Raw genomic sequence first — 22,934 nt, forward strand, 5'->3', positions numbered from 1 at the left:
GCATCGATCGATCGGATGAGTGCCGAAGCCACTGAATCGAACGGCCTGTCGGCCGTGGCGGCCAGGCTGTTCGAACGGGCGCCGAAGATGACTTTCATGCAGTTCTGTCGTCTTTTGGAGGCATGTGCGCCCGAACGTCCCGGATTCGGCACACGCGACACGCCGGAGCACGAGCCGGTGCGATTCAGGCCGCGTCCTCGGTTGGGGTTCCCGGCGGGTGAGGTGGCCGCTGTCGAATTCGACGACGAGCATCCCGATGCGCCGCCGACCGTACGTACCACTTTCATGGGCCTGTACGGCGTTGATGCCGCGATGCCGTCGCATACGATCGACGAGATCGTGCTGCGCGAAGAGGGGCATGAAGCGGTCGAGGCCTTTCTCGACCCGTTCAATCACCGCATCGCGACGTTGCTGTATCGCGCATGGAAGAAGTATCGCTACCCGGAGCGTTTTCGGGCCGGCGGTGTGGACGATTATTCGCAGAGCCTGTTGTGTCTGCTGGGGTTCGGATGGGGCGACAAGCCTTTGCGGGCAGGCTTGCCGGATTCGCGGATGCTCGCGTTGTCGGGGCTGCTGATCCAGCGCACGCGTACGTCGGAAGGCCTGGCCGGGGTGGTGGCACTTGCCGCGCCGGGGGCCGGGGTTCGCGTCGACGAGTTCTGGGCGGTGACGACGAGTACCGGTCGGCCGAAGCCGTTGACGTCGACGAAGCCGGCTGCAGGCGGGCTGCAGGACGGCAAGCGCAACGGGCTCGGTGGCGGTTACGTGCTCGGCAGGCGTCTCGCGTATCGCAGCCGGGCCGTGCGCGTGACGTTGCGGCCAGCTGATGCGCAGCAAGCTCAGGATTTGCTGCCGGGCGCATGGCTGCATCGAGAGGTGATGGCATTCATCCAGCTGTATGTCGGCATCAAGGCCGATGTGTATTTGCGGATGGAGGTGTCGTCACGGTTCGTTCCGCATCCGTCCGTCGGGATCGAGCGTGCCGGCCCGGCGCCGCGTCTCGGCTGGACGACGGTGTTGCCGTTTGCCGACGAACGGCTGATCGATATTGCCCTGGGTGCCTACGAGGCATTGCCCGCGCCGCAATCCAACCCGCATCTCGTGCCGCGCACGATCTGATTCCGGAGTCTTCATGTTCTATCGAATGAGTGCGGCTACTGCTGCCGCCGCATTGGTGCTGTCGGGGTGTGGTGCCTGGCAGTCGGTATCGGATGCGTCGTCGAACGCATATCGCGCGGTGTTCTTCAAGCAGGTGAAGGTGCTTGACGTCGATCTGACTGCACGCGCGGCGCTGAACCCGGACGACGCGGGGCGACCGACGTCGGTTGCCGTGCGCGTCTACCAGTTGAAGGATCGCAAGATGTTCGATGCCGCATCGTATGACGATCTGTTGAAGAACGATCGGACTGTGCTGGCCCAGGATCTGCGAGCGGATATGTCGGCTGTCGTGAGCCCTGGGGCTTCGTCGAGCTTGTCTCAACCGATGCAACGGGAGACGGAGTATGTGGCGATCGTCGCGTTGTACCGCGTCCCCGGAGCCGCCGAAGACTGGAAACGAGTCGTCGAGAAAAAGAAGCTTGATCCGGATAAGCCTCTACGTCTCGGTTTGACGTCGAATGGATTACGGATGACGGGGGATAGGTCGAAATGAAAGTCATGCAACCAATTCGGAGCGGGAATAAGCCATTCACGCTGTCTAAACAACTCAGGCTGGCAGTTTTGCTTGGCGTTATCGTGTCCGCTCACGCGGTGGCTCGAGATGTGCCGTCTCCATCCATTGCGCCGCTCGCTGGAAAGCCAGACGGTTTCGTTCCCAAAGGCTGGAAGCTGGAATTTCAGACGAAGGGCGACCTGAACGGCGATGGCCGCGACGATCTTGTGCTGGTCTTACGTGACAATGATCCGGCGAACGTGGTATCGCATGATGGCATGTGCGAGAACCCGTTCGACGCGAATCCGCGCATTCTTGTCGTTGCCTTTGCGCAGCCGGATGGCCGGTACGCTGTCGCGTTGCGAAACGATACGCTCATACCGGTCCGGGAATCCCCCTGTCTCGCGGATGCTCTGGAAGAGGGGAACGTGATTGTCGACCGGGGCGCGTTGCGGGTCACGCTGAGTCGCTTTGCCAGTGCTGGGAGTTGGGAAATGGGATCCACCACCTATACATTCCGGTGGCAGGACCGAAATTTCATGCTGATCGGCTATGACAACTTCTCGACGATGCGCAATACGGGCGTCGTACGAAACCTCAGTGTGAACTACTCGACAGGCAAGGCCAAGATATCGATCGGAAATGTGTCCGACGACCGCGAGCGTACACGATGGGTAAAGCTGCATGCGCAGCGTCGCTGGACGCTGGACCAGATTGGCGACGGCTTCGAGTTTTCCCGGTCGCTGCCGAGCGTCGAATAGTCGTAAATGCTGGCGTGCATGGCGTCACCACGACCCCATGTCCCGCGACCCATGCGCCGGCCCCCCGGCGTCATGGGCCGCACTGGGATCACCGATCGTCTTCCCGCACCGAAGAAGGATGCCGGCACAGCGCCCGCACTTCCATCTCCATATACGGAAACAACGGCAGCTGACTCAGCACATCATGCAGCTGCTGCACGCTCTCGACATCGAAAATGCTGACGTTCGCATACTGCCCCGCGATCCGCCACAGATGCCGCCAGATCCCTTCGTTCATCAGGCGCTGGCACATCGCCTTTTCTTCCGCCTTCAGCGTTGCCGCCTTGACCGGATCCATGTCCGTCGGCAGACGGACGGTCATTTCCACATGAAACAGCATCCTGTACTCCTTACGTTATCGATTCGTCGAACCGACCGGCCGCTCAGGCTTGCGCCCGCGCCCGCTCGACTTCGCTCGCCGGCACGTCCTGCTTGTCCTTGAGCAGCGAAAAATCGAAGTCGATCAGCGCGAACTGCCCGTCGACGCCGTACGGCTTGCCTTCCGCGCCCTCGGCCTGCTTGATCTTCGGGATCAGCCCTTCGCGGGTCGCGAATGCGAAGTCGTCCCAGATGTGCGGATCGCCTTCGATGTTGATCTGCGTCGTCAGCTTACGATATCCGTCCGCGGAAACGAAGAAGTGGATGTGCGCCGGACGATGGCCGTGGCGGCCGAGCTGGTCGAGCAGCTGCTCGGTCTTGCTGCCCGGCGGTACGCTGTAGCCGACCGGCAGCACGCTGCGGAAGCTGTAGCGGCCGTCGGCATCGGTGCGGATCGAGCGGCGCAGATTGAACGCGGGCTGCGATTGATCGAAGTACGAGTAGTTGCCGAGATGGTTCGCGTGCCACACCTCGACGAGCGCATTCGCGATCGGCGCGCCGTCCTGACCGAGCACCTGGCCGCGCATGATCAGCGTCTGGCCCGGATCGGTGCCGTCGTCGAGACGCGCATGGCCGACCGATTCCGGTGCGCCCGCGACATACAGCGGCCCCTCGATCGTGCGCGGCGTGCCGCCCTGGAAGCCGGCCTTCTCCTCGGCCTCGTCCATCCGCACGTCGAGGAAGCGCTCAAGGCCGAGGCCCGCGGCGATCAGCCCGAATTCACGCCCGGCTTCGTTCAGGTAGTTGAGCGCGGTCCAGAACTCGCTCGGCTGCACGTCGAAGTCCTCGATCGTGTAGCAGATGTCCTTCACGACCCGGTTGACGATCGCGCGTACGCGCGGGTTGCCGGGCTTTTCCGCGGCATCGTCGAAGGTCTTCAGCAGGGCGTCGATGGCTTGCTTGTTCATCTGTGTCTCCGGTTTCGGTTGTCGTGTGGGGTGGGATCAGCGGGCGCCGCGTCGCATCCGTTCGATGCGGGCCCAGTCGAAGGTGATGCCGAGGCCGGGCGTCGCCGGCAGGTGCAGCTTGAAATCCTGGTAGCGCAGCGGCTCGACGAGAATCTCCTCGGTGAGCAGCAGCGGGCCGAACAGCTCGGTGCCCCATTTCAGCGAGCCGAACGTGCTGAACAACTGCGCGGACGCCATCGTGCCGGCCGCGCCCTCGAGCATCGTGCCACCGTACAGGTCGATGCCGGCCGCCGACGCGATCGATGCGACGCTCGCCGCGCCGAGCAGGCCGCCCGATTGCGCGATCTTCACCGCGAACACGTCGGCCGCGCGGTCCTGCGCGAGCGCGAACGCATCGACGGGGCCGTGCAGCGCTTCGTCGGCCATGATCGGAATCCGCGCGAGCTGCGTGAGGCGTTTCAGCCCCGCGCGATTGGTCGCGGCGATGGGCTGCTCGACGAGGCTCACGCCGGCGTCCGCGAGTCGCGCGCCGGCCCGGATCGCGTCGGTTTCGGTCCATGCCTGGTTCACGTCGACGCGGACGTCGCCGCGCTCGCCGAGCGCGCGCTTGATCGCGATCACGTGCGCAACGTCGTCGTCGACCGCGTTCGACCCGATCTTCAGCTTGAATGCGCGATGGCGGCGCGCGTCGAGCATCGCCTCGGCTTCGGCGATGTCGCGCTGCGTGTCGCCGCTCGCGAGCGTCCATGCGACGTCGACCGCGTCGGTCGTGCGGCCGCCGAACAGCTCCGACAGCGGCACGCCGAGGCGGCGCGCCTGCGCGTCGAACAGCGCGGTTTCGATTGCGCACTTCGCGAACCGGTTGCCCTGGAACAGCTTGCGCGCACGCGCCATCGCGGCACCCGGGCGTGTGGCGTCCATGCCTTGCAGCAGCGGCGCGAAGTAGGTGTCGATGTTGACCTTGATGCTCTCGGGGCTCTCCTCGCCATACGCGAGACCGCCGATCGTGGTCGCCTCGCCGACGCCTTCGATACCGTCCGTGCATCGAATACGGACCAGTACGAGGGTCTGGCAATTCATCGTGGCGACCGACAATTTGTGGGGCCTGATCGTCGGCACGTCGACGAGCAGCGTCTCGATGCGCTCGATGGTGGCGGCAGTTGCTATCATGCGATTCCTCCTGTTGGTGCACATGGTAGGAATTCCCGCCCGGCGTCGTCCAACACTCTTTCCGACTACTTCCATACCTTTGAGGCATGAAATGGAATTGCGTCAGCTCCGGTATTTCATCGCCGTCGCGGAGGAAATGAACATCACGCGGGCGGCGGAGCGGCTGCACATGACGCAGCCGCCGCTGAGTCGCCAGCTTCAGGCGGTCGAGGACGAAGTCGGGTTGCCGCTGTTCGAGCGCGGGGCGCGGCCGCTGAAACTGACCGACGCGGGCCGGGTGTTCTATGCGCAGGCGAAGCGCGTCGTCGAGCAGGCCGACGAGCTCGGCCCGCTGACGCGGCGGCTCGCGCAGTTGTCGGAGCGGGTCGTGATCGGCTTCGTGCCGTCGACGCTCTATGGCGCGCTGCCGGACGTGATCCGCGCGTTTCGCGAGGCGCAGCCGAACGTCGAGCTGTCGCTGATCGAAATGTTCACGCTCGAACAGCTCGGCGCGCTGAAGGGCGGGCGGATCGACGTCGGGTTCGGCCGCCTGCGCTTCGACGACGACCAGCTCGTGCGCGAGGCGCTGATCGAGGAAAAGCTGATCGCGGCGCTGCCGGTCGGGCATCCGCTCGCGGATCCGGAACGGCCGCTGACGCTGGCGGACATCGCGAACGAGACGCTGATCGTCTATCCGAGCACGCCGCGGCCGAGCTTCGCGGATCAGCAGCTGTCCGCGCTGCGCGACGGCGCGCTGGTGCCGGCGGCCGTTCACGAGGTGCGCGAGCTGCAGACGGCGCTCGGGCTCGTCGCCGCGCAGGTGGGTGTGTCGCTGGTGCCGGAAAGCGTGGAGGGCGTGCGCGTGAGGGGCGTCGTCTACCGGCGGCTGCCGGAACCCACGGCGACGTCGCCGATCATCATGAGCCGCCGGCTGCACGGCGAAAGTGCGGCGACGACCGCGTTCTGTGCAATCGCGCGGGAGATGATCGTGCCGGCGGTGTAAGGGCGGGCACCGTTTGCGCGTCGACTGCAACTAACGGTCGGTTTCGGCCCGCCCCGCCGAAGGTTGAGACGGCGTCGCGATGCGATGTGGTTCGCCGCTGACGCAGGCGGGCAGCGAGCCGGCCTGCCGACCAGCCGACCAGCCGACCAGCCGATCTAGCCAACCAGCCAACCAGCTAACCAGCCAACCAGCCAACCAGCCAACCAGCCAACCAGCCAACCAGCCAACCAGCCAACCAGCCAACCAACCAGCCAACCAGCCAACCAGCTGACCAGCTGACCCAGCAACCCAACCCAGCCGGCAGCCGGCAACGCAACGCGCCAGCACCCGCCTACCGCTTTCCGTCGAGCGTCTCCGACGGCGATTCGCCGAACTTCTCCCGATACGCGAGCGAGAACCGCCCAAGATGCGTGAACCCGCAATCGAGCGCGATATCGGCGATCCGTCGATCGGACACCGACCCGCGCAGCAGGTCCCGCGCATGGTCGAGCCGCGTCGCGCGCAGGTATTGCATCGGGCTCATCCCGCGGAACTGCAGGAAGGCGTCGCGCAGCGTCCGTTCCGGCACGTTGGCGGCCTGGACGATATCCGAGAGCTGCAGCGGCTGCGCATAGTGCGCATTTACGAACTCCTGCGCGCGCCGCACGAAGCCCGGCGCCGGGTCGCGGTGCGATGCGCGCAGCACGGACGGCGGGTGGCCTTCGATCAGCAGGTCGATCAGCAGGTGCTCGAGCTGCGACGCCACGCGCGGATTGGCGTTCGCGCGTTCGAGCAGTTCGGGCGAGCGGGCGACGAGCATCAGCTGCTGGCGCCACGCGGCGAGCGCGGCGTCGCTGATGTGCAGCACGGGGTCGAGCGTTGCGCGCGGGTCGCCGGTGAGCGAGCCGACGGTCGCCGCGTCGATGCGCAGCACGAACTGCTCGCAGTCGGCGGACAGCACCGCGTCGAAGCGCTCGCCGGGCGCGCACAGCACGCCGGTCTGTCCGTCGACGCCGAGCTGGCGTCCCATCGCGTGGACTTCCGCCTGCCCGGACAGGCAGAACATCAGCAGGTAATAGCCGTCGACGGCGTCGACCTGCACGCGCATCGCGTCGCCGAATGCGATGGTGCCCATCCCGAGCCCGCCGAGGCGGACGAAATCCATGTGCGAGGCGCCTTGCACGCGGCCGCTCGGCAGCAGCGCATGCGGCTGCATCACGCGCGAGATCCGCTCGCGCGTCTCGTCAAGGTCGCGGGATTCGAACAGCCGGTGCGCGCGCAGCGCATACGGCTCGAACGACGTTGGGGACATGGGCATCAGCCTTGGTGTGGACGCGCGCTTCGATCCGACGAATGGGTCGCGATCGTGCGCGGGTCGCGTGTGTCGCCATGCTAGCGCAGAAATCCGCCGAAAGTGGATATTGCGCCGCCGCAATCGCACTTTCCGGATAGACGGCGAATATTAGCTTTTCAAAAATGGGCTCCATGCAATCAACGAACCGGAACCACAAGGAGTCCGACATGGAGCAGACAGAATCGCCCGTCGTATTCGCCGCGCGTGACGACGCGTCCGATGTGCGTTTTCCGCACGACGACGGCTCGCGCGTGCCATACAAGGTGTTCAGCTCGCGAGCGGTCTACGATCGCGAGCAGGAACGCATCTTCCGCGGGCCGACATGGAACTTCGTCGCGCTGGAAGCGGAAATCCCGAAGGCCGGCGACTTCAAGAGCACGTTCGTCGGCGACACGCCGGTCGTCGTCACGCGCACCGAGGACGGCGCGCTGTCCGCCTGGGTGAACCGCTGCGCGCACCGCGGCGCGCAGGTCTGCCGCAAGTCGCGCGGCAACGCGAGCTCGCACACGTGCGTGTACCACCAGTGGAGCTTCGACAACCAGGGCAACCTGCTCGGCGTGCCGTTCCGGCGCGGCCAGAAGGGGATGACCGGGATGCCGGCCGACTTCGACCCGAAGCAGCACGGGCTGCGCAAGCTGCGCGTCGACAGCTATCGCGGGCTCGTGTTCGCCACTTTCAGCGATGAAGTGATGCCGCTGCCGGATTATCTCGGCGAGCAGATGCGGCCGTGGATCGACCGGATCTTCCACAAGCCGATCGAATATCTCGGCTGCACGAGACAGTATTCGAAGTCGAACTGGAAACTGTACATGGAGAACGTGAAGGATCCGTATCACGCGAGCATGCTGCATCTGTTCCATACGACCTTCAATATCTTCCGCGTCGGGATGAAGGCGCGCTCGATTCCGGATGCGAATCACGGGCTGCACAGCATCATCACGGTGACGAAGACGGGCGACGACACGTCGGCCGCGTACAAGCAGCAGAACATCCGCTCGTTCGACGAGGGCTTCCATCTGGAAGACGAGTCGATCCTCGATCTCGTGTCGGAGTACGACGAGGACTGCACGAACCATATCCAGCCGATCTTCCCGCAGCTCGTGATCCAGCAGATCCACAACACTCTGGTCGCGCGCCAGATCCTGCCGAAGGGGCCGGACAACTTCGAGCTGATCTTCCACTTCTTCGGCTACGTGGACGACACGCCCGAGCTGCGCGCGCTGCGCATCAAGCAGGCGAACCTGGTCGGGCCGGCCGGTTACATCTCGATGGAGGACACCGAGGCGACCGAACTCGTGCAGCGCGGCACGGTGCGCGACGCCGATGCGACGTCGGTGATCGAAATGTCGCGCGGCAATCCGGACCAGCAGGACACGGTGATCACCGAAAGCCTGATCCGCAAGTTCTGGGTCGGCTATCAGAAGCTGATGGGCTATTGAAGCGGGAGCGCGGAATGATGGAAAACCTGACGGAAGACATGAAGACGTGGTTCGAGATTTACATGCTCCAGAACCGCTACATCGGCCACCTCGACAACGACCGGCTCGAACACTGGCCGGAAATGTTCACCGAGGATTGCACGTACGAGATCGTGCCGAAGGAGAACGCGGATCTCGGGCTGCCGGTCGGGATCGTCCACTGCACGAACCAGCGGATGCTGCGCGATCGCGTGGTGTCGCTGCGGCACGCGAACATCTATGAAGAGCACACGTACCGGCACATGACGTCGGGTCTCACGATCGTCGCGGAGCGCGACGGCGAGATCGACACCGAGAGCAACTACGTGGTCGTGCAGACGCGCAGCAACGGCGAATCGAACGTGTACCAGGCCGGCAAGTACTACGACACGGTCGTGCGCACGCCCGACGGGCTGCGCTACAAGACCAAGCGCGTGATCTACGACACGTCGCGTGTGCAGACGCTGCTCGCGACGCCGATCTGACAGCCAAGGAAACGACATGACCGAAGCAACGCTCGCCGAATGGCATCCGCTGGGCGCATTCGACGAATTCTCCGAAGACGAACCGGCGGCACGCGTCGCCGGCCAGAAGCCGATCGCGGTGTTCCGGATCGGCGACGAACTGTTCGCGATGCATGACCTCTGTTCCCATGGTCACGCGCGCCTGTCCGAAGGCTATGTGGAGGACGGCTGCGTCGAGTGCCCGCTGCACCAGGGGCTCATCGACATTCGCACGGGTGCGCCGAAATGCGCGCCGATCACCGAGCCGGTGCGGACCTATCCGATCCGGATCGTCGACGGGCAGGTGGAAGTCAATGTCGACTGACCCGTTCGTGATCGTCGGCGCCGGCCACGCGGCACGGCGCACGGCCGAGGCGCTGCGCGCGTGCGACGCCGATGCGCGCATCGTGATGATCGGCGCGGAGCGCGAGCTGCCGTACGACCGGCCTGCGCTGTCGAAGGACGCGCTGCTGAGCGACGGCGGCGAGCAGCGCGCGTTCGTGCGCGATGCCGCGTGGTACGACGCGCAGCGCGTCGAGCTGCGGCTCGGCACGCGCGTCGATGCGATCGAACGCGATGCGCGGCGTGTGCGGCTCGACGACGGCGCGACGTTGCCGTACGCACGGCTCGTGCTCGCGACGGGTTCGCGGGTGCGTGCGTTCGGCGGCCCGGTCGACGACGGCGTCGTTCCTCATTACGTGCGTACCGTTGCCGACGCGCGCGCGTTGCGGGCGCAACTCGCGCCCGGGTGTCACGTGGCGGTGCTCGGCGGCGGCTTCATCGGCCTGGAAGTGGCGGCCGCGGCGCGCCAGCGTGGTTGCGACGTGACGGTGATCGACCCGGCGCCGCGCTTGCTGCAGAGAGCGTTGCCGGAAGTCGTCGGCGCGTATGCGCGGCAACTGCATGACGCGCGCGGCGTGAACTTTCAGATGGCGACGCTGCCGCGCGCGATTCGCCGTGCGGCGGGCGGCGGTGCGATCGTCGAGACCGATCGCGGCGACGTGCCGGCCGATATCGTCGTGGTCGGGATCGGCGTCGTGCCCAACGTCGAGCTCGCGCAGGCGGCCGGCCTCGAGGTCGACAACGGGATCCGTGTCGATGCGGGCTGCCGCACGGCCGATCAGGCGATCTTCGCGGCGGGCGAGGTGACGATGCACTTCAATCCGCTGCTCGGGCGTCACGTGCGGATCGAGTCGTGGCAGGTCGCGGAAAACCAGCCGGCCGTCGCGGCCGCGAACCTGCTCGGCGCGGACGAAACCTATGCCGAGCTGCCGTGGCTGTGGTCCGATCAGTACGACTGCAACCTGCAGATGCTCGGCCTGTTCGGCAGCGAACGCACGACCGTCGTGCGCGGCGATCCGGCGAGCGGGCCGTTCACGGTGTTCGGACTGGGCGACGATGGCAGGATCGTCGCGGTGGCCGCGGCGAACCTCGGGCGCGACATCGGCGCGTCGCGCCGGCTGATCGCGGCAGGGGCGGTGCCCGACCCGGTGAAGCTCGCCGACCCGGCGGTGAACCTGAAGACGTTCCTCTGACGCAGCGCGCGAACGCGGCCCGCGTGGCCGGGTTCGCGTCGGCGTCCGGCGGCGGGCGGTCGAAAAGTAGATCGAAGGAACGCCGTTCCGGACAACCTTCCCGGCGCGCGCAATGCGCGCGGGTTTGTCGCGGGCCGGCGATCGGTGCATATTAGCGGCATTGCCGTTTCACCGGTCGCCCATGACGCCAGACAAAGCCCTCGAACTGAAGCGCAGCAAGCGCCGCGCGCTATGGCTGCTGCTGGCCGCCGTCGCGGTGTTCGTCACGACGATCCTGCTGCCGCGCGGCCCGTGGGTCGACGGTTTCAAGGCGGTGGCCGAGGCCGCGATGGTCGGCGCGCTGGCCGACTGGTTCGCGGTCGTCGCGCTGTTCCGGCGCGTGCCGATCCCGTTCGTGTCGCGCCACACCGAGATCATTCCGAAGAACAAGGACAAGATCGCCGACAACCTCGCGGTGTTCGTGCGCGAGAAATTCCTCGGCCCCGACGCGCTCGCCGCGCAGATTCGCCAGCACGATCCAGCCAGCAAGCTCGGCGCATGGCTCGGCGAACCGGCGAACACCGACGCGCTCGGCGGCTACGTGACGAAGCTGATGAGCTTCGCGCTCGACATGACCGACGATGCGCGGATCCAGTCGTTCGTCCACGATGCGTTCCGCGCGGTGATCGACCGGATCGACCTGTCGCAATCGGCCGGCGTGATTCTCGACACGCTGACGAAGGACGGCCGGCACCAGGCGCTGCTCGACGACGCGATCGAACAGGTGGTCGACGTGCTCGACAAGGAGGAGAACCGCGAAGTGATCGCGGGCTTCATCGTCGAATGGCTGAAGACCCAATATCCGAAGGTCGAGAAGATCATGCCGACGCAGTGGTTCGGCGAGAACGGCGCGCGCATGCTGGCGAGCGCGGTGAGCCGCGTGCTCGAGGGGGTGGCGGCCGATCCCGAACACGAGCTGCGGCAGCGCTTCGACCGCACGGTCGTGCGGCTGACGGAACGGCTGAAGCATGATCCCGTGTTCATCGCGAAGGGCGACGAGATCAAGCGCTACATCCGCGACGGCGACGCGTTCAACGACTATGCGCGCGATCTGTGGGACCAGTTGCGCGCGTGGCTGAAGGCCGATCTCGCGCGCCCGGATTCGTCGCTGCACCGGCAGGCCGCGACGCTGGGCGGCTGGCTCGGCGCGCGGCTCGCGGAAAGCCCGGCGTTGCGCGCGTCGATGAACGAGCATATCGAGAAGGCCGTGCACGAGATCGCACCGGATTTCGCGGATTTCCTGATGCGTCACATCCGCGATACGGTTCGCAACTGGGATGCGCGCGAAATGTCGCGGCAGATCGAGTTGAACATCGGCAAGGACCTGCAGTACATCCGCATCAACGGAACGCTGGTCGGCGGGTTGATCGGGCTCGGGCTGTACCTGGTGTCGCTGGTGCCGCATTGGGCTGGCGGATGGCTGCATTGACGCGGCCATCGTGTACCTGGCGCGCCCGCGCGCGCCGGCGAATCACGCGTGCGCCTTCGCGCCGTGCAGTTGCAGGCCGAGCGCCTTGATCACTTTCAGGATCGTGCCGAAGCTCGGATTGCCGTCGTGCGACAGCGCCTTGTACAGCCCTTCGCGCGACAGGCCCGCGTCGCGCGCGACCTGCGACATGCCGCGCGCGCGGGCGATCACGCCGAGCGCATGCGCGATGAAGGCCGGGTCGTCGCCGCCTTCCTGCAGACAGGCCTCGAAGTAGTCGGCCATGTCATCGTCGGTTTTCAGGTGTTCGGCCGAATCCCACGGCCGGGTCTTGATCTTGTCCATCGATCACTCCAGGTCGAGCCGCGCGAACATCGCGTGCGCGGCGCCGATGTCCGCCTGTTGCGTCGACTTGTCGCCGCCGCAGAGCAGGATCACCCATATCGTTCCGCGCCTGACGTAGTAGACGCGATAGCCGGGCCCGTGATCGATACGCATTTCGACGACGGGGGAGCCGGCGGATTTCCAGTCGCCCGGGTTGCCCATCGACAGCCGGTCGATGCGCGCCTGGATGCGGCGCTTCGCGACGCGATCCTGCAGGCCGGCAAACCACGCGTCGAAGACGTCGGTAGTCCGGATACTGAATGTAGGTGCACTGTATGGCATGGATCGCAGCATGTCAACCATGGTTCACAGGTTCGATGAATGGAATTCGGGTGCCCCTACAGTAGGGCCGCGCGCGCCGCTTGACGTCGAATTGGCCGTCAGGCCGACCCTGTCGCGAGGCCGGCCCTGGCCATTCGGTCGAAGTCGGGATTGCGCGAATCCGTCTACAATCAAAAGCGTCCTTGTCGACCGCGCGTGCTTGCCGCGCGCGTGCCGTGTCGTGGTTTGTGTCCAGTAGGTAAAGCGTCCGCGTGCCGTAGGCCGGCGCGCGTTCTGAACGTCGCGCGCCCGTAAGCCGGGCAGGCGGCATCAACCGAGAGTCCCCCATGAAAGCATCGGATCTGTTCGTGAAGGCGCTGGAAGCCGAAGGCGTCGAGTACGTGTTCGGCATTCCCGGCGAGGAAAACCTCGATTTGCTCGAATCGCTGCGGCGATCGAAGATCAAGCTCGTGCTGACCCGGCACGAGCAGGCGGCCGGATTCATGGCCGCCACCTACGGCCGCCTGACGGGCCGCACCGGCGTATGTCTCGCGACGCTCGGGCCGGGTGCGACCAACTTCGTGACGGCCGCCGCGTACGCGCAGCTCGGCGGCATGCCGATGCTGATGATTACCGGGCAGAAGCCGATCAAGTCCAGCAAGCAGGGCCACTTCCAGATCGTCGACGTCGTCGACATGATGCAGCCACTGACGAAGTTCACGCGGCAGATCGTGTCGATCGGCAACATTCCGTCGGCGGTGCGCGAGGCGTTTCGCCGCGCGGAGGAGGAGCGTCCGGGCGCCGCGCACCTCGAACTGCCGGAGGACATCGCGCACGAGGAGGGTGACGGCAAGCCGATTCCGCGCAGCTACAGCCGGCGGCCGGTCGCCGAGGAGAAGGCAGTCGCGCACGCGATCGACGCGATCCAGGCCGCGCGCCATCCGCTGTTGATGATCGGTGCGGGCGGCAACCGCAAGACGACCTGCAAGATGCTGCTCGAATTCGTCGACAAGACGGGCATCCCGTTCTTCACGACGCAGATGGGCAAGGGCGTGATCGACGAAACGCATCCGCTGTGGCTCGGCAACGCGACACTGTCGGACGGCGACTTCGTGCATCGCGCGATCGAGCATGCGGACTGCATCATCAACGTCGGCCACGACGTGATCGAGAAGCCGCCGTTCTTCATGCGCGCGGACGACAAAACGGTGATCCACGTGAACTTCCTCGGCGCGCAGGTGGATCCCGTCTATTTCCCGCAGATCGAGGTGGTCGGCGACATCGCGAACGCGGTGTGGCAGATGAAGGAAGCGGTCACGCCCCAGCCGCACTGGGATTTCGAGCGCTTCACGATGATCAAGGAGCATTTCGACGCGCACCTGCAGAAGGGCCAGCACGACCCGCGCTTCCCGATGTATCCGGTGCGGATCGTGAACGACCTGTACAACGCGCTGCCGCTCGACGGGATCGTCTGCCTCGACAACGGGATGTACAAGATCTGGTTCGCGCGCTACTGGCGTGCGCACGAACCGAACTCGCTGCTGCTCGACAACGCGCTCGCATCGATGGGCGCGGGCCTGCCGTCGGCGATCGCGACGAAGATCGTGCATCCGCAGCGCAAGGTGATCGCCGTGTGCGGCGACGGCGGCTTCATGATGAATTCGCAGGAACTCGAAACGGCCGTGCGGCTGAAGCTCGACCTCGTCGTGATGATCCTGCGCGACGATGCGTTCGGGATGATCCGCTGGAAGCAGGAGAACATGAATTTCCCCGATTTCGCGATGACGCTGAAGAATCCCGATTTCGTGTCGTATGCGCAGAGCTACGGCGCGCATGGGCATCGCGTCGAAGCGGCCGACGATCTCGAGCCGCTGCTGCGCGACTGCTTCGCGACGCCGGGCGTGCACGTGATCGACGTGCCGATCGACTATTCGGACAACGAGCGCGTGCTCAACCGCGAAATCAAGCGCCTGTCGGCGCAACTCTGAATCCGCAGTTCACCGGAAGGAGCGTTCCATGTTGAAGGATACCTATCCGTATTACCTGGCCAACGAAGCCGTCTACGCGAACACCGATCTCGACGTGACCGACAAGTTCAGCGGCAAGGTCGCGACGCGCGTCGCGCTCGCCGACGCGAAGGCGATCGATGCGGCCATCGGCGCGGCGGTCGATGCCGCGAAGCCGATGCGCGAGTTGCCGGCCTACAAGCGGCAGGCGGTGCTCGATCACTGCGTCGCGCGCTTTCGCGAGCGTTTCGACGAGCTGGCCGAGGCGCTGTGCATCGAGGCCGGCAAGCCGATCAACGATTCGAAGGGCGAAGTGACGCGGCTGATCGATACGTTTCGCGTCGCGTCCGAGGAATCGGTGCGCATCGACGGCGAAGTGATCAACCTCGAGATCTCGGCGCGCGCGCAAGGCTACACGGGCTATACGCGGCGCGTGCCGATCGGCCCGTGCTCGTTCATCTCGCCGTTCAACTTCCCGCTGAACCTCGCCGCGCACAAGGTCGCCCCCGCGCTGGCCGCCGGCTGTCCGTTCGTGCTGAAGCCCGCGAGCCGCACGCCGATCGGCGCGCTGATCATCGGCGAGGTGCTCGCGGAAACCGACCTGCCGAAGGGCGCGTTCTCGGTGCTGCCCGCGCATCGCGACGGCGCCGACCTGTTCACGACCGACGAGCGCTTCAAGCTGCTGTCGTTCACGGGCTCGCCGGCCGTCGGCTGGGCGCTGAAGGAAAAGGCCGGCAAGAAGAAAGTCGTGCTCGAACTCGGCGGCAACGCGGCGGCGATCGTCGACGCGGATCAGCACGACCAGCTCGACTACGTGGTCGAGCGTCTCGCGTTCGGCGCGTATTACCAGTCGGGCCAGAGCTGTATCGGCGTGCAGCGCATCCTCGTGCATGCGGACCTGTACGTCGCGCTGCGCGACAAGCTGATCGCGAAGACGCGTTCGCTGAAGATGGGCGATCCGAAGGATCCGTCGACGTTCGTCGGCCCGATGATCTCCGAATCCGAATCGCGCCGGCTGTCCGGCTGGATGGATGCGGCCGTCGCGGCGGGCGCGAAGATCATCGCGGGCGGCAAGGTCGACGGCGCGATGTTCGAGGCGACGCTGCTGGAAAACGTCGGCCGCGAGCAGGACCTGTACCGCAAGGAGGCGTTCGGCCCGGTCGCGATCCTCGAGAAGTTCGACCGCTTCGACGATGCGCTCGCGCGCGTGAACGACAGCGACTTCGGGCTGCAGGCCGGCGTGTTCACCGATTCGCTCGCGCATGCGCAGCGCGCGTGGGATGAACTGGAGGTGGGAGGCGTCGTGATCAACGACGTGCCGTCGTTCCGGGTCGACAACATGCCGTATGGCGGCGTGAAGGACTCGGGTCTCGGCCGCGAAGGGATCCGCTACGCGATCGAGGACATGACCGAGCCACGGCTGATGGTCGTGCGGCGCCGCTAGCGCGATCGCAGGCGGCAAGACGGCACGCGGGCGGGCGATCGCGGGATCGCGCCGGCCCGCGTGCCGTTTTTCATTTCGACACCTGCGGACGTGCGCGGCGACTCCTCGCCGTGTGGTATCGACGCGGCACCGCGCGCCGCGCCTGCCGAACGCGCTCGACTCCCGGCATCGCATCGTGATGTAATCGCGCGAAATGGCCAACCAGGGTACGACACCGGTTGGCGTGCGCATTCATTCTTCACGAGGTCGATTCATGTCCCCCGTCTCGGCGTTCAAGCTGGTTCTGTTGTCGTTTCTCGCGATCGTCGCGCTCGAATGCATCGCCAAGCGGTTGCGGTTGCCGCCTGCGGCCGCGCTGCTGATCGGCGGCATCGGCATCGCGTTCATTCCCGGTCTGCCGCCGATCAACCTCGATCCGGAGCTCGTGCTGCTCGTGTTCCTGCCGCCGCTGCTGATGGACGGCGCGTATTTCTCCGTATGGGAGGAGTTCAAGCGCAACGTCGGCGGCATCCTGATGCTCGCGATTGGCGCGGTGGTGTTCACGACGTTCGCGGTCGGTTTTGCCGTGCACTGGGTCGTGCCGTCGCTGCCATGGGCCGCATGCTTCGCGCTCGGCGCGATCGTGTCGCCGCCCGACGCGGTGGCCGCGAAGGCGGTGCTCGAACGCGTCGCGCTGCCGCGCCGGCTGATGGTGCTGCTCGAAGGCGAAAGCCTGTTGAACGACGCGGCCGGCCTGGTGCTGTTCCGCTTCGCGGTCGCCGCCGCGCTGACGGGGGCGTTCAGTTTCGAGCACGCGGTCGTGCGCTTCGCGGAGCTCGGGCTCGGCGGCGTCGTGGTCGGCTACCTGGTCGGCAAGCTCGTCGTGTGGTTCCTGAAGCTGCTCGATGACGACTATCTGGTGATTACCGTCGCGGTGATCGCCGGCTGGATCGCATACATCGCGGGCGAGATGCTCGAGGTGTCGGGCGTGATCGCGACGGTGACGGCCGGCATGATCGTCGGCTGGCATCAGCACGAGGTGTTTTCGGCCGCCGTGCGCACGCGCGGCACCGCATTCTGGCAGGTCATCGTGTTCCTGCTCGAGGCGATGGTGTTCGTGCTGATCGGGCTGTCGCTGCGCGGCGCGATCCACCGGCTCGGCGGTTTCGAGCAGGTGCTCGCCACGATGGTGCCGCCGGTGCTCGCGGTGCTGGCGGCGGTGGTCGTGTCGCGCTTCGTGTGGATCTATGCGGTCGAGGCGCTGAAGCTGCCGGTGCGCGGGATCGTCGGGCGCGGTTTCGCACCCGACTGGAAGGCCGCGACGATCATGAGCTGGGCCGGGATGCGCGGGGTCGTGACGCTGGCGATCGCGTTGTCGTTGCCGGAGGCGATGCCGGGCCGCGACGTGATCCTGGTCGCGTCGTTCGCGGTGATCCTCGTCACCGTGCTACTGCAGGGCACGACCATCGGGCCGCTGATCCGGCTGCTGCGCCTGCCTCAGCACGAAGCGCGCGCCGCGCATCACCTGACCGAGCCGATGGCGTGGGCGCACATCGAGGCGGCGCAGCTCGCGGCGATCCAGCCGCTGGTGCGCGACGAGAGCGGCAACGTGATTCACCCGCGCCTGCTGGAGCAATACACGTATCGCGCGCAGCTGACCGAGCGGGCGAAGAACGAGCCTGCGTATCCGGCGGAGGTGCGCACCGCGCACTACGACGTCGTGCTGGCCGCGATCAAGGCCGGACGCGCGGAATTGTTGCGCCTGCATCGTTCCGGCCGCATCCACGACGAGATGCTGCACATGCTCGAGCGTGATCTCGATCTGCAGGAAGTATCCGCGCAGCACGCGCGCGGGTAGGCTGCCGCACGGCCCTCGCGGTTGCGGTTGCGGGTTCCGGCCGGCCGCGCTCCGGGCGTTCGCGTCGCGGCTGATCCGGTCGCGGCGCGCTACTTTTCCCCTCCCTCTCCCCCGATTCCGTCGCATCGGAGTCCGGCCCCAATACCTCCGACACGCGAGCCTTGCAGCGCATGCAAGCCTCGTGGCACCGGCCTCGCAAACGTTATCGTCTTTCGCGTCCGGAAATGATCTGATTTAACTGAATCCCTCTCTTTCACCATATTTGGCAAAACTAAACCGGAAGGAGATAGATGCTGTGTTCTAATTTCATTTAGAATCAGCCGGTTATCTTTATTGAGAGAAAGCCCGCGGAGGTAATACGACCGTCGTCGGGGGAAAATCGGCGCTCGGATCCCCGTGAGGCAATGCCGACAGGCCAAGTCGGCAACAACAGGCGGATTTCTCAACCGCTAAATTAAGATGGCGTCCAAGTCGGATAAACAACTCCTATGAAAGAATCAATTGGAGATTTGGCGTTTGAAACGGTATTTATGAAAGAATCGAGCGGTGAAAATGCGCCGGATTGTCTCGAATCGGGGCTATCGGTTCTGCTCGTCGACGATCAGCCGTTCGTCGGCGAGGTGATCCGCCGCGCGCTGCGCAGCGAGCACGATATCGACCTGCATGTGTGCACCGACGCACACCGGGCGATGGCGGTCGCGCGCGACGTGAAGCCGACGGTCATCCTGCAGGATCTCGTGATGCCGGAAATCGACGGCCTCGACCTCGTTCGCGCGTGGCGCGCGGACGCCGACACCGCACGCGTGCCGATCATCGTGCTGTCGGCGAAAGAGGAGCCGATCGTCAAGCGCGAGGCATTCATCGCCGGCGCGAACGACTATCTCGTGAAGCTCCCGGACGCGATGGAGCTGACCGCGCGCATCCGCTATCACTCGAATTCGTACCTGATGTCGCGGCAGCGCGACGAAGCGCTGGATTTCCTGTCGCACGACATGCGCTCGCCGCAGACGTCGATTCTTGCGCTGCTCGAGGTTTACCGGACCGAGCACGGCGACATGCCGGCGATCATGGAGCGCATTGCCGGCCATGCACGGCGCGCGCTGGCGCTGGCCGACGGCTTCATCCACCTGACCCGCGCGCAGTCGGAACGCCGCGCGCACGAGGTCCTGAGTCTCAACGAGATCGTGCTCGACGCGGTCGACCAGCTGTGGGAAAGGGCGGCCGGCTTCGGAAGCCGCGTCGTGGCCCACGTGCCCGACACCGAGTGCGTGACGATGGGCGACCGCATGATGCTCACGCGCGCGGTCGCGAACCTGATCGACAACGCGCTGAAATACGGTCCGGCCGGCACGGACGTGCATTGCACGCTGGGCGACGACGACGGTGCCCTGCTGATCGGCGTCGAGGATGCCGGCAACGGCATCGCGCCCGAGCAGCGCACGGCGGCGACCGAGTCGTTCGTGCGGCTCGAATCCGTGCACGGCGCGGCGCGCAGCGGCTTCGGCCTCGGGCTTGCATTCGTGCGCGCGACGGCCGCGCGGCATCGCGGCCAGATCCTGATGCGCAATACGGCGCGCGGCTTCATGGTCGCGCTTCGGCTGCCGGCGCAAGCGGACCGGTGATTTCGCGGCGCGGCCCGCCGGTGCCGTGCCGCCCGCAGACGATGCGCTCGTGGCGCGCCGTGCGGCGTGCAGGCGGGCGCGGTTTTTTTCAACGCTGATTTTAGAAAGCCCATAACGAACATGGCCACCGTGACGCCCCGCGCGACCAATGAAAGCCTGCATCCGACGATCGGCGCTGGCCGGCTGACGCTCGGCAACCGCATCCTGCTCAGCTTCGGCGTGCTGTTCGTGCTGATGCTGGTGACCGCCGGCGTGTCCTACGAGCGTCTGCATGCGATCAACACCGAAGCCATCAGCATCGAACGCGACTCGTTGCCCGGCGTCTATCTCGCGGCGTCGCTGCGCGGCTCGGTCAACGAATCGTTCGCGATGCTGCAGCAGGCGACGTTCGTCGATACCGATCCCGAACTCGTGCAGCGCGATTTCGCGAAGATTGCCGAGGCGCTCAAGGAGGTCGAGTCGTTGTCGGTCGACTACCAGAACACGACGTTCCGCGATGACGACCGGCAGCGTTTCTCGACGTTCCGCGGTTCCTACGACCGCTACGTACCGCTGCTCAACGATGCGATCCAGAAGAGCCACGTGTCGCGCGAGGAAGCCGTCGCAGCCTACGCGCGGACGCTGCCCGTGTGGACCGAGGTCGTGCGCAACGCGAACGTCCTGGTGCAGGAGAACCGCAAGTTCGCCGACAACTCCGCGAAGCTGATTCGCCAGTCCGTGCAGGACACCGAGGTCGTGCTCGCGCTGGCGCTGGGCATCGTGCTGCTGTCCGCGCTCGCGCTCGGCTACGGGCTGTTCCGCGCGGTCACCGTGCCGATGGCGCGGCTCGTGGAAGTGCACGACGTGATGCGCACCGGCAACCTGACGCGCCGCCTCGACCTGCGCCGCCATGATGAGTTCGGCACGCTCGAGACGGGCTTCAACCGGATGGCGGACGAACTGACCGAGCTGGTCGCGCGCGCGCAGCAGTCGTCGCTGCAGGTGACGACGTCGGTTGCCGAAATCGCGGCGACGTCGCGTGAGCAGCAGGCGACCGCCAACGAAACCGCGGCGACGACGACCGAGATCGGTGCGACGTCGCGCGAGATCTTCGCGACCTCGCGCGACCTGCTGCGCACGATGAACGAGGTGGCCGGCGTGGCCGAACAGTCGGCGACGCTCGCGGGCGCGAGCCAGAGCGGCCTCACGCGGATGGGCGAGACGATGCGCAGCGTGATGGACGCGGCCGGTTCGGTGAATGCGAAGCTCGCGATCCTCAACGAGAAGGCGCTGAACATCAACCAGGTCGTCGCGACGATCACCAAGGTGGCCGACCAGACCAACCTGCTGTCGCTGAACGCGGCGATCGAGGCCGAGAAGGCCGGCGAGTACGGCCGCGGCTTCGCGGTCGTCGCGACCGAGATCCGCCGCCTCGCCGACCAGACGGCGGTCGCGACCTACGACATCGAGCAGACGGTGAAGGAAATCCAGTCGGCCGTGTCGGCGGGCGTGATGGGGATGGACAAGTTCTCCGAGGAAGTGCGCCGCGGAATGCTCGACGTGCAGCAGGTCGGCGGCCAGCTGTCGCAGATCATCGCCGAGGTGCAGACGCTCTCGCCGCGCTTCCAGATGGTCAACGAAGGGATGCAGACGCAGGCGAACGGTGCGGAGCAGATCACGCAGGCGCTGTCGCAGCTATCGGAAGCCGCGCAGCAGACGGCCGAATCGCTGCGCCAGTCGTCGCAGGCGATCGATGACCTGACGCTCGTCGCGAACCAGTTGCGCACCAGCGTGTCGCGCTTCAAGGTCGACGCGTGACGCGCGCCGAGTCGCACGGCGGCGCGCATGCGCTGTTCCTGATGTTCGAGCTCGACGGCGAGCGCTATGCGCTCGACGCGGCCGACATCGACGAAGTGTTGCCGCTCGCGACCACCAAGGTCGTGCCCGGCGCGCCCGACTGGATCGCCGGGCTGCTGATGCGGGGCGGTCAGCCGGTGCCCGTGATCGACGTGCCGATGCTGGCGCTCGGGCGGCGCGCGCATGCGCTGCGTTCGACGCGGCTGGTGATGGTGCGCTACCGCGTCGAGCCGCTCGACCGCGAGCGCGTGATCGGCCTGATCATCGAGCGCGCGACGCAGACGCTGCGAATCGACCGCACGGCATTCCGCGCCAGCGGCGTGTCGACCGCGCGCACGCGCTGGCTCGGGCACGTCGCGAACACGCCCGACGGAATCGTGCAGCAGGTGTCGGTATCCGATCTGATCGACGACGTTGCGCGCCTGTATCTGTTCGACGGCCTGCCGGGCCACGGAGGGGAGTCCGCATGAAAGAGTCCGATTCGCGATTTCGCGGCTGGCTGCTGCGCGAGACCGGCATCGACCCCGATTCGCTCGGCAACGATTTCCTGAGCCGCGCGCTGACCGAGCGCGTGCATGCGCTGCAGGGCGACTGCGAGCGGCTGCCGTCGGCGGCGCGGCCGCCCGTCACGCCGGAAGCGCTCGACGCCTACTGGCAGCAGCTCAACGCGTCGGCCGACGAACGGCGCGCGCTGATCGAGCTGTTCGTCGTGCCGGAGACGTGGTTCTTCCGCGATCGCGAGGCGTTCGTGACGCTCGCGCGGCTTGCGCTCGAGCGGCTTGCCGCGACGCCCGGGCGCGTGATCCGCGTGCTGAGCGCGCCGTGCTCGACCGGCGAGGAGCCGTATTCGGCGGCGATGGCGCTGCTCGACGCCGGGCTCGATCCGGCCAGCTTCATGATCGACGCGATCGACCTGAGCGCGCGCGCGATCGAACAGGCGCGGCTCGGCTGCTACGGGCGCAATGCGTTTCGCGGCACGGCGACCGAGTTCCGCGCCCGCTACTTCACGCCGGCCGCCGACGGCTGGCTGCTCGACGAGCGCGTGCGCGCGCGCGTCCAGTTTCGCCAGGCGAACCTGATCGAGCCGGGCGTCGATACGGGCATTCGCTACGATTTCGTGTTCTGCCGCAACGTGCTGATCTACTTCGACCGCGACGCGCAGGACCGCGTGATCGGTTCGCTCGAAAGCTGGCTCGCCGACGACGGGATGCTGTTCGTCGGTCCGGCCGAAACGGGCGTCGCGATGCGGCACGGGATGCGTTCGGCGCGCGTGCCGCTGGCTTTCGCGTTTCATCGCGAGCATGGCGGCGCGGCGGCGGACGCGGGCGCGGCGCGGCATGCGGCACCGACGCCCGCGGTTGC

The 22,934-nt window shown here is 66.2% G+C and carries 22 protein-coding genes; 16 read left to right on the top strand and 6 right to left on the bottom strand.

Annotation, left to right across the window (positions count from 1 at the left end; all coding sequences use genetic code 11):
* Positions 1–15 precede the first annotated feature (15 nt).
* The 3 genes from tssG to F3J14_RS05825 are packed head-to-tail and all read left to right on the top strand — an operon-like array spanning position 16 to position 2,412.
* The gene (gene tssG / locus F3J14_RS05815) at positions 16–1,119 is read left to right on the top strand and encodes a type VI secretion system baseplate subunit TssG (protein ID WP_247682141.1); all 1,104 of its coding nucleotides are present in this window, start codon (positions 16–18) and stop codon (positions 1,117–1,119) included.
* A 13-nt stretch (positions 1,120–1,132) separates the two neighbouring features.
* Positions 1,133–1,651 (top strand): type VI secretion system lipoprotein TssJ, encoded by a 519-nt coding sequence (tssJ, locus tag F3J14_RS05820; RefSeq protein ID WP_166722186.1) that lies wholly within the window; start codon positions 1,133–1,135, stop codon positions 1,649–1,651.
* A complete protein-coding gene (locus F3J14_RS05825; protein WP_211080327.1) occupies positions 1,648–2,412 on the top strand; it encodes a hypothetical protein in 765 nt (254 codons plus the stop codon). Before tssJ ends, F3J14_RS05825 begins: the two co-directional genes overlap by 4 nt.
* 88 nt (positions 2,413–2,500) lie before the next feature.
* Here the strand turns inward: F3J14_RS05825 and catC are convergent, their stop codons facing one another.
* Genes catC through F3J14_RS05840 form a run of 3 tightly spaced genes read right to left on the bottom strand, consistent with a single transcriptional unit; the run spans position 2,501 to position 4,907 of the window.
* Positions 2,501–2,791: a muconolactone Delta-isomerase gene (gene catC, locus F3J14_RS05830; RefSeq protein WP_166722187.1), complete on the bottom strand. Its 291-nt coding sequence runs from the start codon at positions 2,789–2,791 to the stop codon at positions 2,501–2,503.
* 43 nt (positions 2,792–2,834) lie between these two features.
* A complete protein-coding gene (gene catA, locus F3J14_RS05835; RefSeq protein WP_166722188.1) occupies positions 2,835–3,737 on the bottom strand; it encodes a catechol 1,2-dioxygenase in 903 nt (300 codons plus the stop codon).
* Between the two features lie 36 nt (positions 3,738–3,773).
* Complete coding sequence (locus F3J14_RS05840; protein ID WP_166722189.1) at positions 3,774–4,907, bottom strand: muconate/chloromuconate family cycloisomerase; 1,134 nt, start codon at positions 4,905–4,907, stop codon at positions 3,774–3,776.
* Between the two features lie 91 nt (positions 4,908–4,998).
* Between F3J14_RS05840 and F3J14_RS05845 the strand changes: the two genes are divergently transcribed.
* Complete coding sequence (locus F3J14_RS05845) at positions 4,999–5,889, top strand: LysR family transcriptional regulator (RefSeq protein WP_166722190.1); 891 nt, start codon at positions 4,999–5,001, stop codon at positions 5,887–5,889.
* Between the two features lie 331 nt (positions 5,890–6,220).
* On the opposite strand, the gene andR is transcribed toward F3J14_RS05845, so the two are convergent.
* Entirely contained in the window at positions 6,221–7,180 is a 960-nt protein-coding gene (andR, locus tag F3J14_RS05855) for an anthranilate 1,2-dioxygenase regulatory protein AndR (protein WP_166722191.1), read from the bottom strand.
* 209 nt (positions 7,181–7,389) lie between these two features.
* Between andR and andAc the strand changes: the two genes are divergently transcribed.
* From andAc to F3J14_RS05880, 5 genes are all read left to right on the top strand, one after another.
* Positions 7,390–8,661, top strand: a complete 1,272-nt coding sequence (andAc, locus tag F3J14_RS05860) for an anthranilate 1,2-dioxygenase large subunit AndAc (RefSeq protein ID WP_166722192.1) — start codon at positions 7,390–7,392, stop codon at positions 8,659–8,661.
* 14 nt (positions 8,662–8,675) lie between these two features.
* Positions 8,676–9,164 (top strand): anthranilate 1,2-dioxygenase small subunit AndAd, encoded by a 489-nt coding sequence (gene andAd, locus F3J14_RS05865; protein ID WP_105830064.1) that lies wholly within the window; start codon positions 8,676–8,678, stop codon positions 9,162–9,164.
* 16 nt (positions 9,165–9,180) lie between these two features.
* Positions 9,181–9,507, top strand: coding sequence for an anthranilate 1,2-dioxygenase ferredoxin subunit AndAb (andAb, locus tag F3J14_RS05870; protein ID WP_006756593.1), 327 nt, complete (start codon positions 9,181–9,183; stop codon positions 9,505–9,507).
* Positions 9,497–10,717 (top strand): anthranilate 1,2-dioxygenase system ferredoxin--NAD(+) reductase, encoded by a 1,221-nt coding sequence (gene andAa / locus F3J14_RS05875; RefSeq protein WP_166722193.1) that lies wholly within the window; start codon positions 9,497–9,499, stop codon positions 10,715–10,717. The genes andAb and andAa overlap by 11 nt, the downstream gene beginning before the upstream one ends.
* A gap of 181 nt (positions 10,718–10,898) precedes the next feature.
* Complete coding sequence (locus F3J14_RS05880; RefSeq protein WP_166722194.1) at positions 10,899–12,185, top strand: DUF445 domain-containing protein; 1,287 nt, start codon at positions 10,899–10,901, stop codon at positions 12,183–12,185.
* 42 nt (positions 12,186–12,227) lie between these two features.
* On the opposite strand, the gene F3J14_RS05885 is transcribed toward F3J14_RS05880, so the two are convergent.
* Entirely contained in the window at positions 12,228–12,527 is a 300-nt protein-coding gene (locus F3J14_RS05885) for an addiction module antidote protein (RefSeq protein ID WP_166722195.1), read from the bottom strand.
* Between the two features lie 3 nt (positions 12,528–12,530).
* Positions 12,531–12,848, bottom strand: coding sequence for a type II toxin-antitoxin system RelE/ParE family toxin (locus tag F3J14_RS05890; protein WP_166722209.1), 318 nt, complete (start codon positions 12,846–12,848; stop codon positions 12,531–12,533).
* Positions 12,849–13,174: 326 nt separating this feature from the next.
* Here F3J14_RS05890 and F3J14_RS05895 point away from each other — a divergent pair, with 326 nt between their 5' ends.
* The 7 genes from F3J14_RS05895 to F3J14_RS05925 form a co-directional block, all read left to right on the top strand.
* Complete coding sequence (locus F3J14_RS05895) at positions 13,175–14,815, top strand: acetolactate synthase large subunit (protein ID WP_166722196.1); 1,641 nt, start codon at positions 13,175–13,177, stop codon at positions 14,813–14,815.
* 28 nt (positions 14,816–14,843) lie between these two features.
* Positions 14,844–16,277: an aldehyde dehydrogenase family protein gene (locus F3J14_RS05900; protein ID WP_166722197.1), complete on the top strand. Its 1,434-nt coding sequence runs from the start codon at positions 14,844–14,846 to the stop codon at positions 16,275–16,277.
* Positions 16,278–16,530: 253 nt separating this feature from the next.
* Positions 16,531–18,114 carry a Na+/H+ antiporter gene (locus tag F3J14_RS05905; RefSeq protein ID WP_166722198.1) on the top strand — a complete coding sequence of 528 codons (1,584 nt, stop codon included), beginning with the start codon at positions 16,531–16,533 and terminating at the stop codon, positions 18,112–18,114.
* Between the two features lie 488 nt (positions 18,115–18,602).
* Positions 18,603–19,736, top strand: a complete 1,134-nt coding sequence (locus F3J14_RS05910) for a hybrid sensor histidine kinase/response regulator (protein ID WP_166722199.1) — start codon at positions 18,603–18,605, stop codon at positions 19,734–19,736.
* A 120-nt stretch (positions 19,737–19,856) separates the two neighbouring features.
* Positions 19,857–21,533: a methyl-accepting chemotaxis protein gene (locus F3J14_RS05915; protein WP_166722200.1), complete on the top strand. Its 1,677-nt coding sequence runs from the start codon at positions 19,857–19,859 to the stop codon at positions 21,531–21,533.
* A complete protein-coding gene (locus F3J14_RS05920) occupies positions 21,530–22,042 on the top strand; it encodes a chemotaxis protein CheW (protein WP_166722201.1) in 513 nt (170 codons plus the stop codon). Before F3J14_RS05915 ends, F3J14_RS05920 begins: the two co-directional genes overlap by 4 nt.
* Positions 22,039–22,934: protein-glutamate O-methyltransferase CheR (locus F3J14_RS05925; protein WP_166722202.1), on the top strand; the 896-nt coding region annotated here is incomplete at its 3' end. The genes F3J14_RS05920 and F3J14_RS05925, both read left to right, overlap by 4 nt.

Origin of the sequence: Burkholderia sp. Tr-862 (genome assembly GCF_011753085.1) — a bacterium.
Taxonomy (GTDB): Bacteria; Pseudomonadota; Gammaproteobacteria; order Burkholderiales; family Burkholderiaceae; genus Burkholderia; species Burkholderia ambifaria.

Bases quoted from the DNA above. Each gene is read 5' to 3' on its own strand.
- tssG (WP_247682141.1), top strand. From the start codon at position 16: ATGAGTGCCGAAGCCACTGAATCGAACGGCCTGTCGGCCGTGGCGGCC.
- tssJ (WP_166722186.1), top strand. From the start codon at position 1,133: ATGTTCTATCGAATGAGTGCGGCTACTGCTGCCGCCGCATTGGTGCTG.
- F3J14_RS05825 (WP_211080327.1), top strand. From the start codon at position 1,648: ATGAAAGTCATGCAACCAATTCGGAGCGGGAATAAGCCATTCACGCTG.
- catC (WP_166722187.1), bottom strand. From the start codon at position 2,791: ATGCTGTTTCATGTGGAAATGACCGTCCGTCTGCCGACGGACATGGAT.
- catA (WP_166722188.1), bottom strand. From the start codon at position 3,737: ATGAACAAGCAAGCCATCGACGCCCTGCTGAAGACCTTCGACGATGCC.
- F3J14_RS05840 (WP_166722189.1), bottom strand. From the start codon at position 4,907: ATGATAGCAACTGCCGCCACCATCGAGCGCATCGAGACGCTGCTCGTC.
- F3J14_RS05845 (WP_166722190.1), top strand. From the start codon at position 4,999: ATGGAATTGCGTCAGCTCCGGTATTTCATCGCCGTCGCGGAGGAAATG.
- andR (WP_166722191.1), bottom strand. From the start codon at position 7,180: ATGTCCCCAACGTCGTTCGAGCCGTATGCGCTGCGCGCGCACCGGCTG.
- andAc (WP_166722192.1), top strand. From the start codon at position 7,390: ATGGAGCAGACAGAATCGCCCGTCGTATTCGCCGCGCGTGACGACGCG.
- andAd (WP_105830064.1), top strand. From the start codon at position 8,676: ATGATGGAAAACCTGACGGAAGACATGAAGACGTGGTTCGAGATTTAC.
- andAb (WP_006756593.1), top strand. From the start codon at position 9,181: ATGACCGAAGCAACGCTCGCCGAATGGCATCCGCTGGGCGCATTCGAC.
- andAa (WP_166722193.1), top strand. From the start codon at position 9,497: ATGTCGACTGACCCGTTCGTGATCGTCGGCGCCGGCCACGCGGCACGG.
- F3J14_RS05880 (WP_166722194.1), top strand. From the start codon at position 10,899: ATGACGCCAGACAAAGCCCTCGAACTGAAGCGCAGCAAGCGCCGCGCG.
- F3J14_RS05885 (WP_166722195.1), bottom strand. From the start codon at position 12,527: ATGGACAAGATCAAGACCCGGCCGTGGGATTCGGCCGAACACCTGAAA.
- F3J14_RS05890 (WP_166722209.1), bottom strand. From the start codon at position 12,848: ATGCCATACAGTGCACCTACATTCAGTATCCGGACTACCGACGTCTTC.
- F3J14_RS05895 (WP_166722196.1), top strand. From the start codon at position 13,175: ATGAAAGCATCGGATCTGTTCGTGAAGGCGCTGGAAGCCGAAGGCGTC.
- F3J14_RS05900 (WP_166722197.1), top strand. From the start codon at position 14,844: ATGTTGAAGGATACCTATCCGTATTACCTGGCCAACGAAGCCGTCTAC.
- F3J14_RS05905 (WP_166722198.1), top strand. From the start codon at position 16,531: ATGTCCCCCGTCTCGGCGTTCAAGCTGGTTCTGTTGTCGTTTCTCGCG.
- F3J14_RS05910 (WP_166722199.1), top strand. From the start codon at position 18,603: ATGAAAGAATCAATTGGAGATTTGGCGTTTGAAACGGTATTTATGAAA.
- F3J14_RS05915 (WP_166722200.1), top strand. From the start codon at position 19,857: ATGGCCACCGTGACGCCCCGCGCGACCAATGAAAGCCTGCATCCGACG.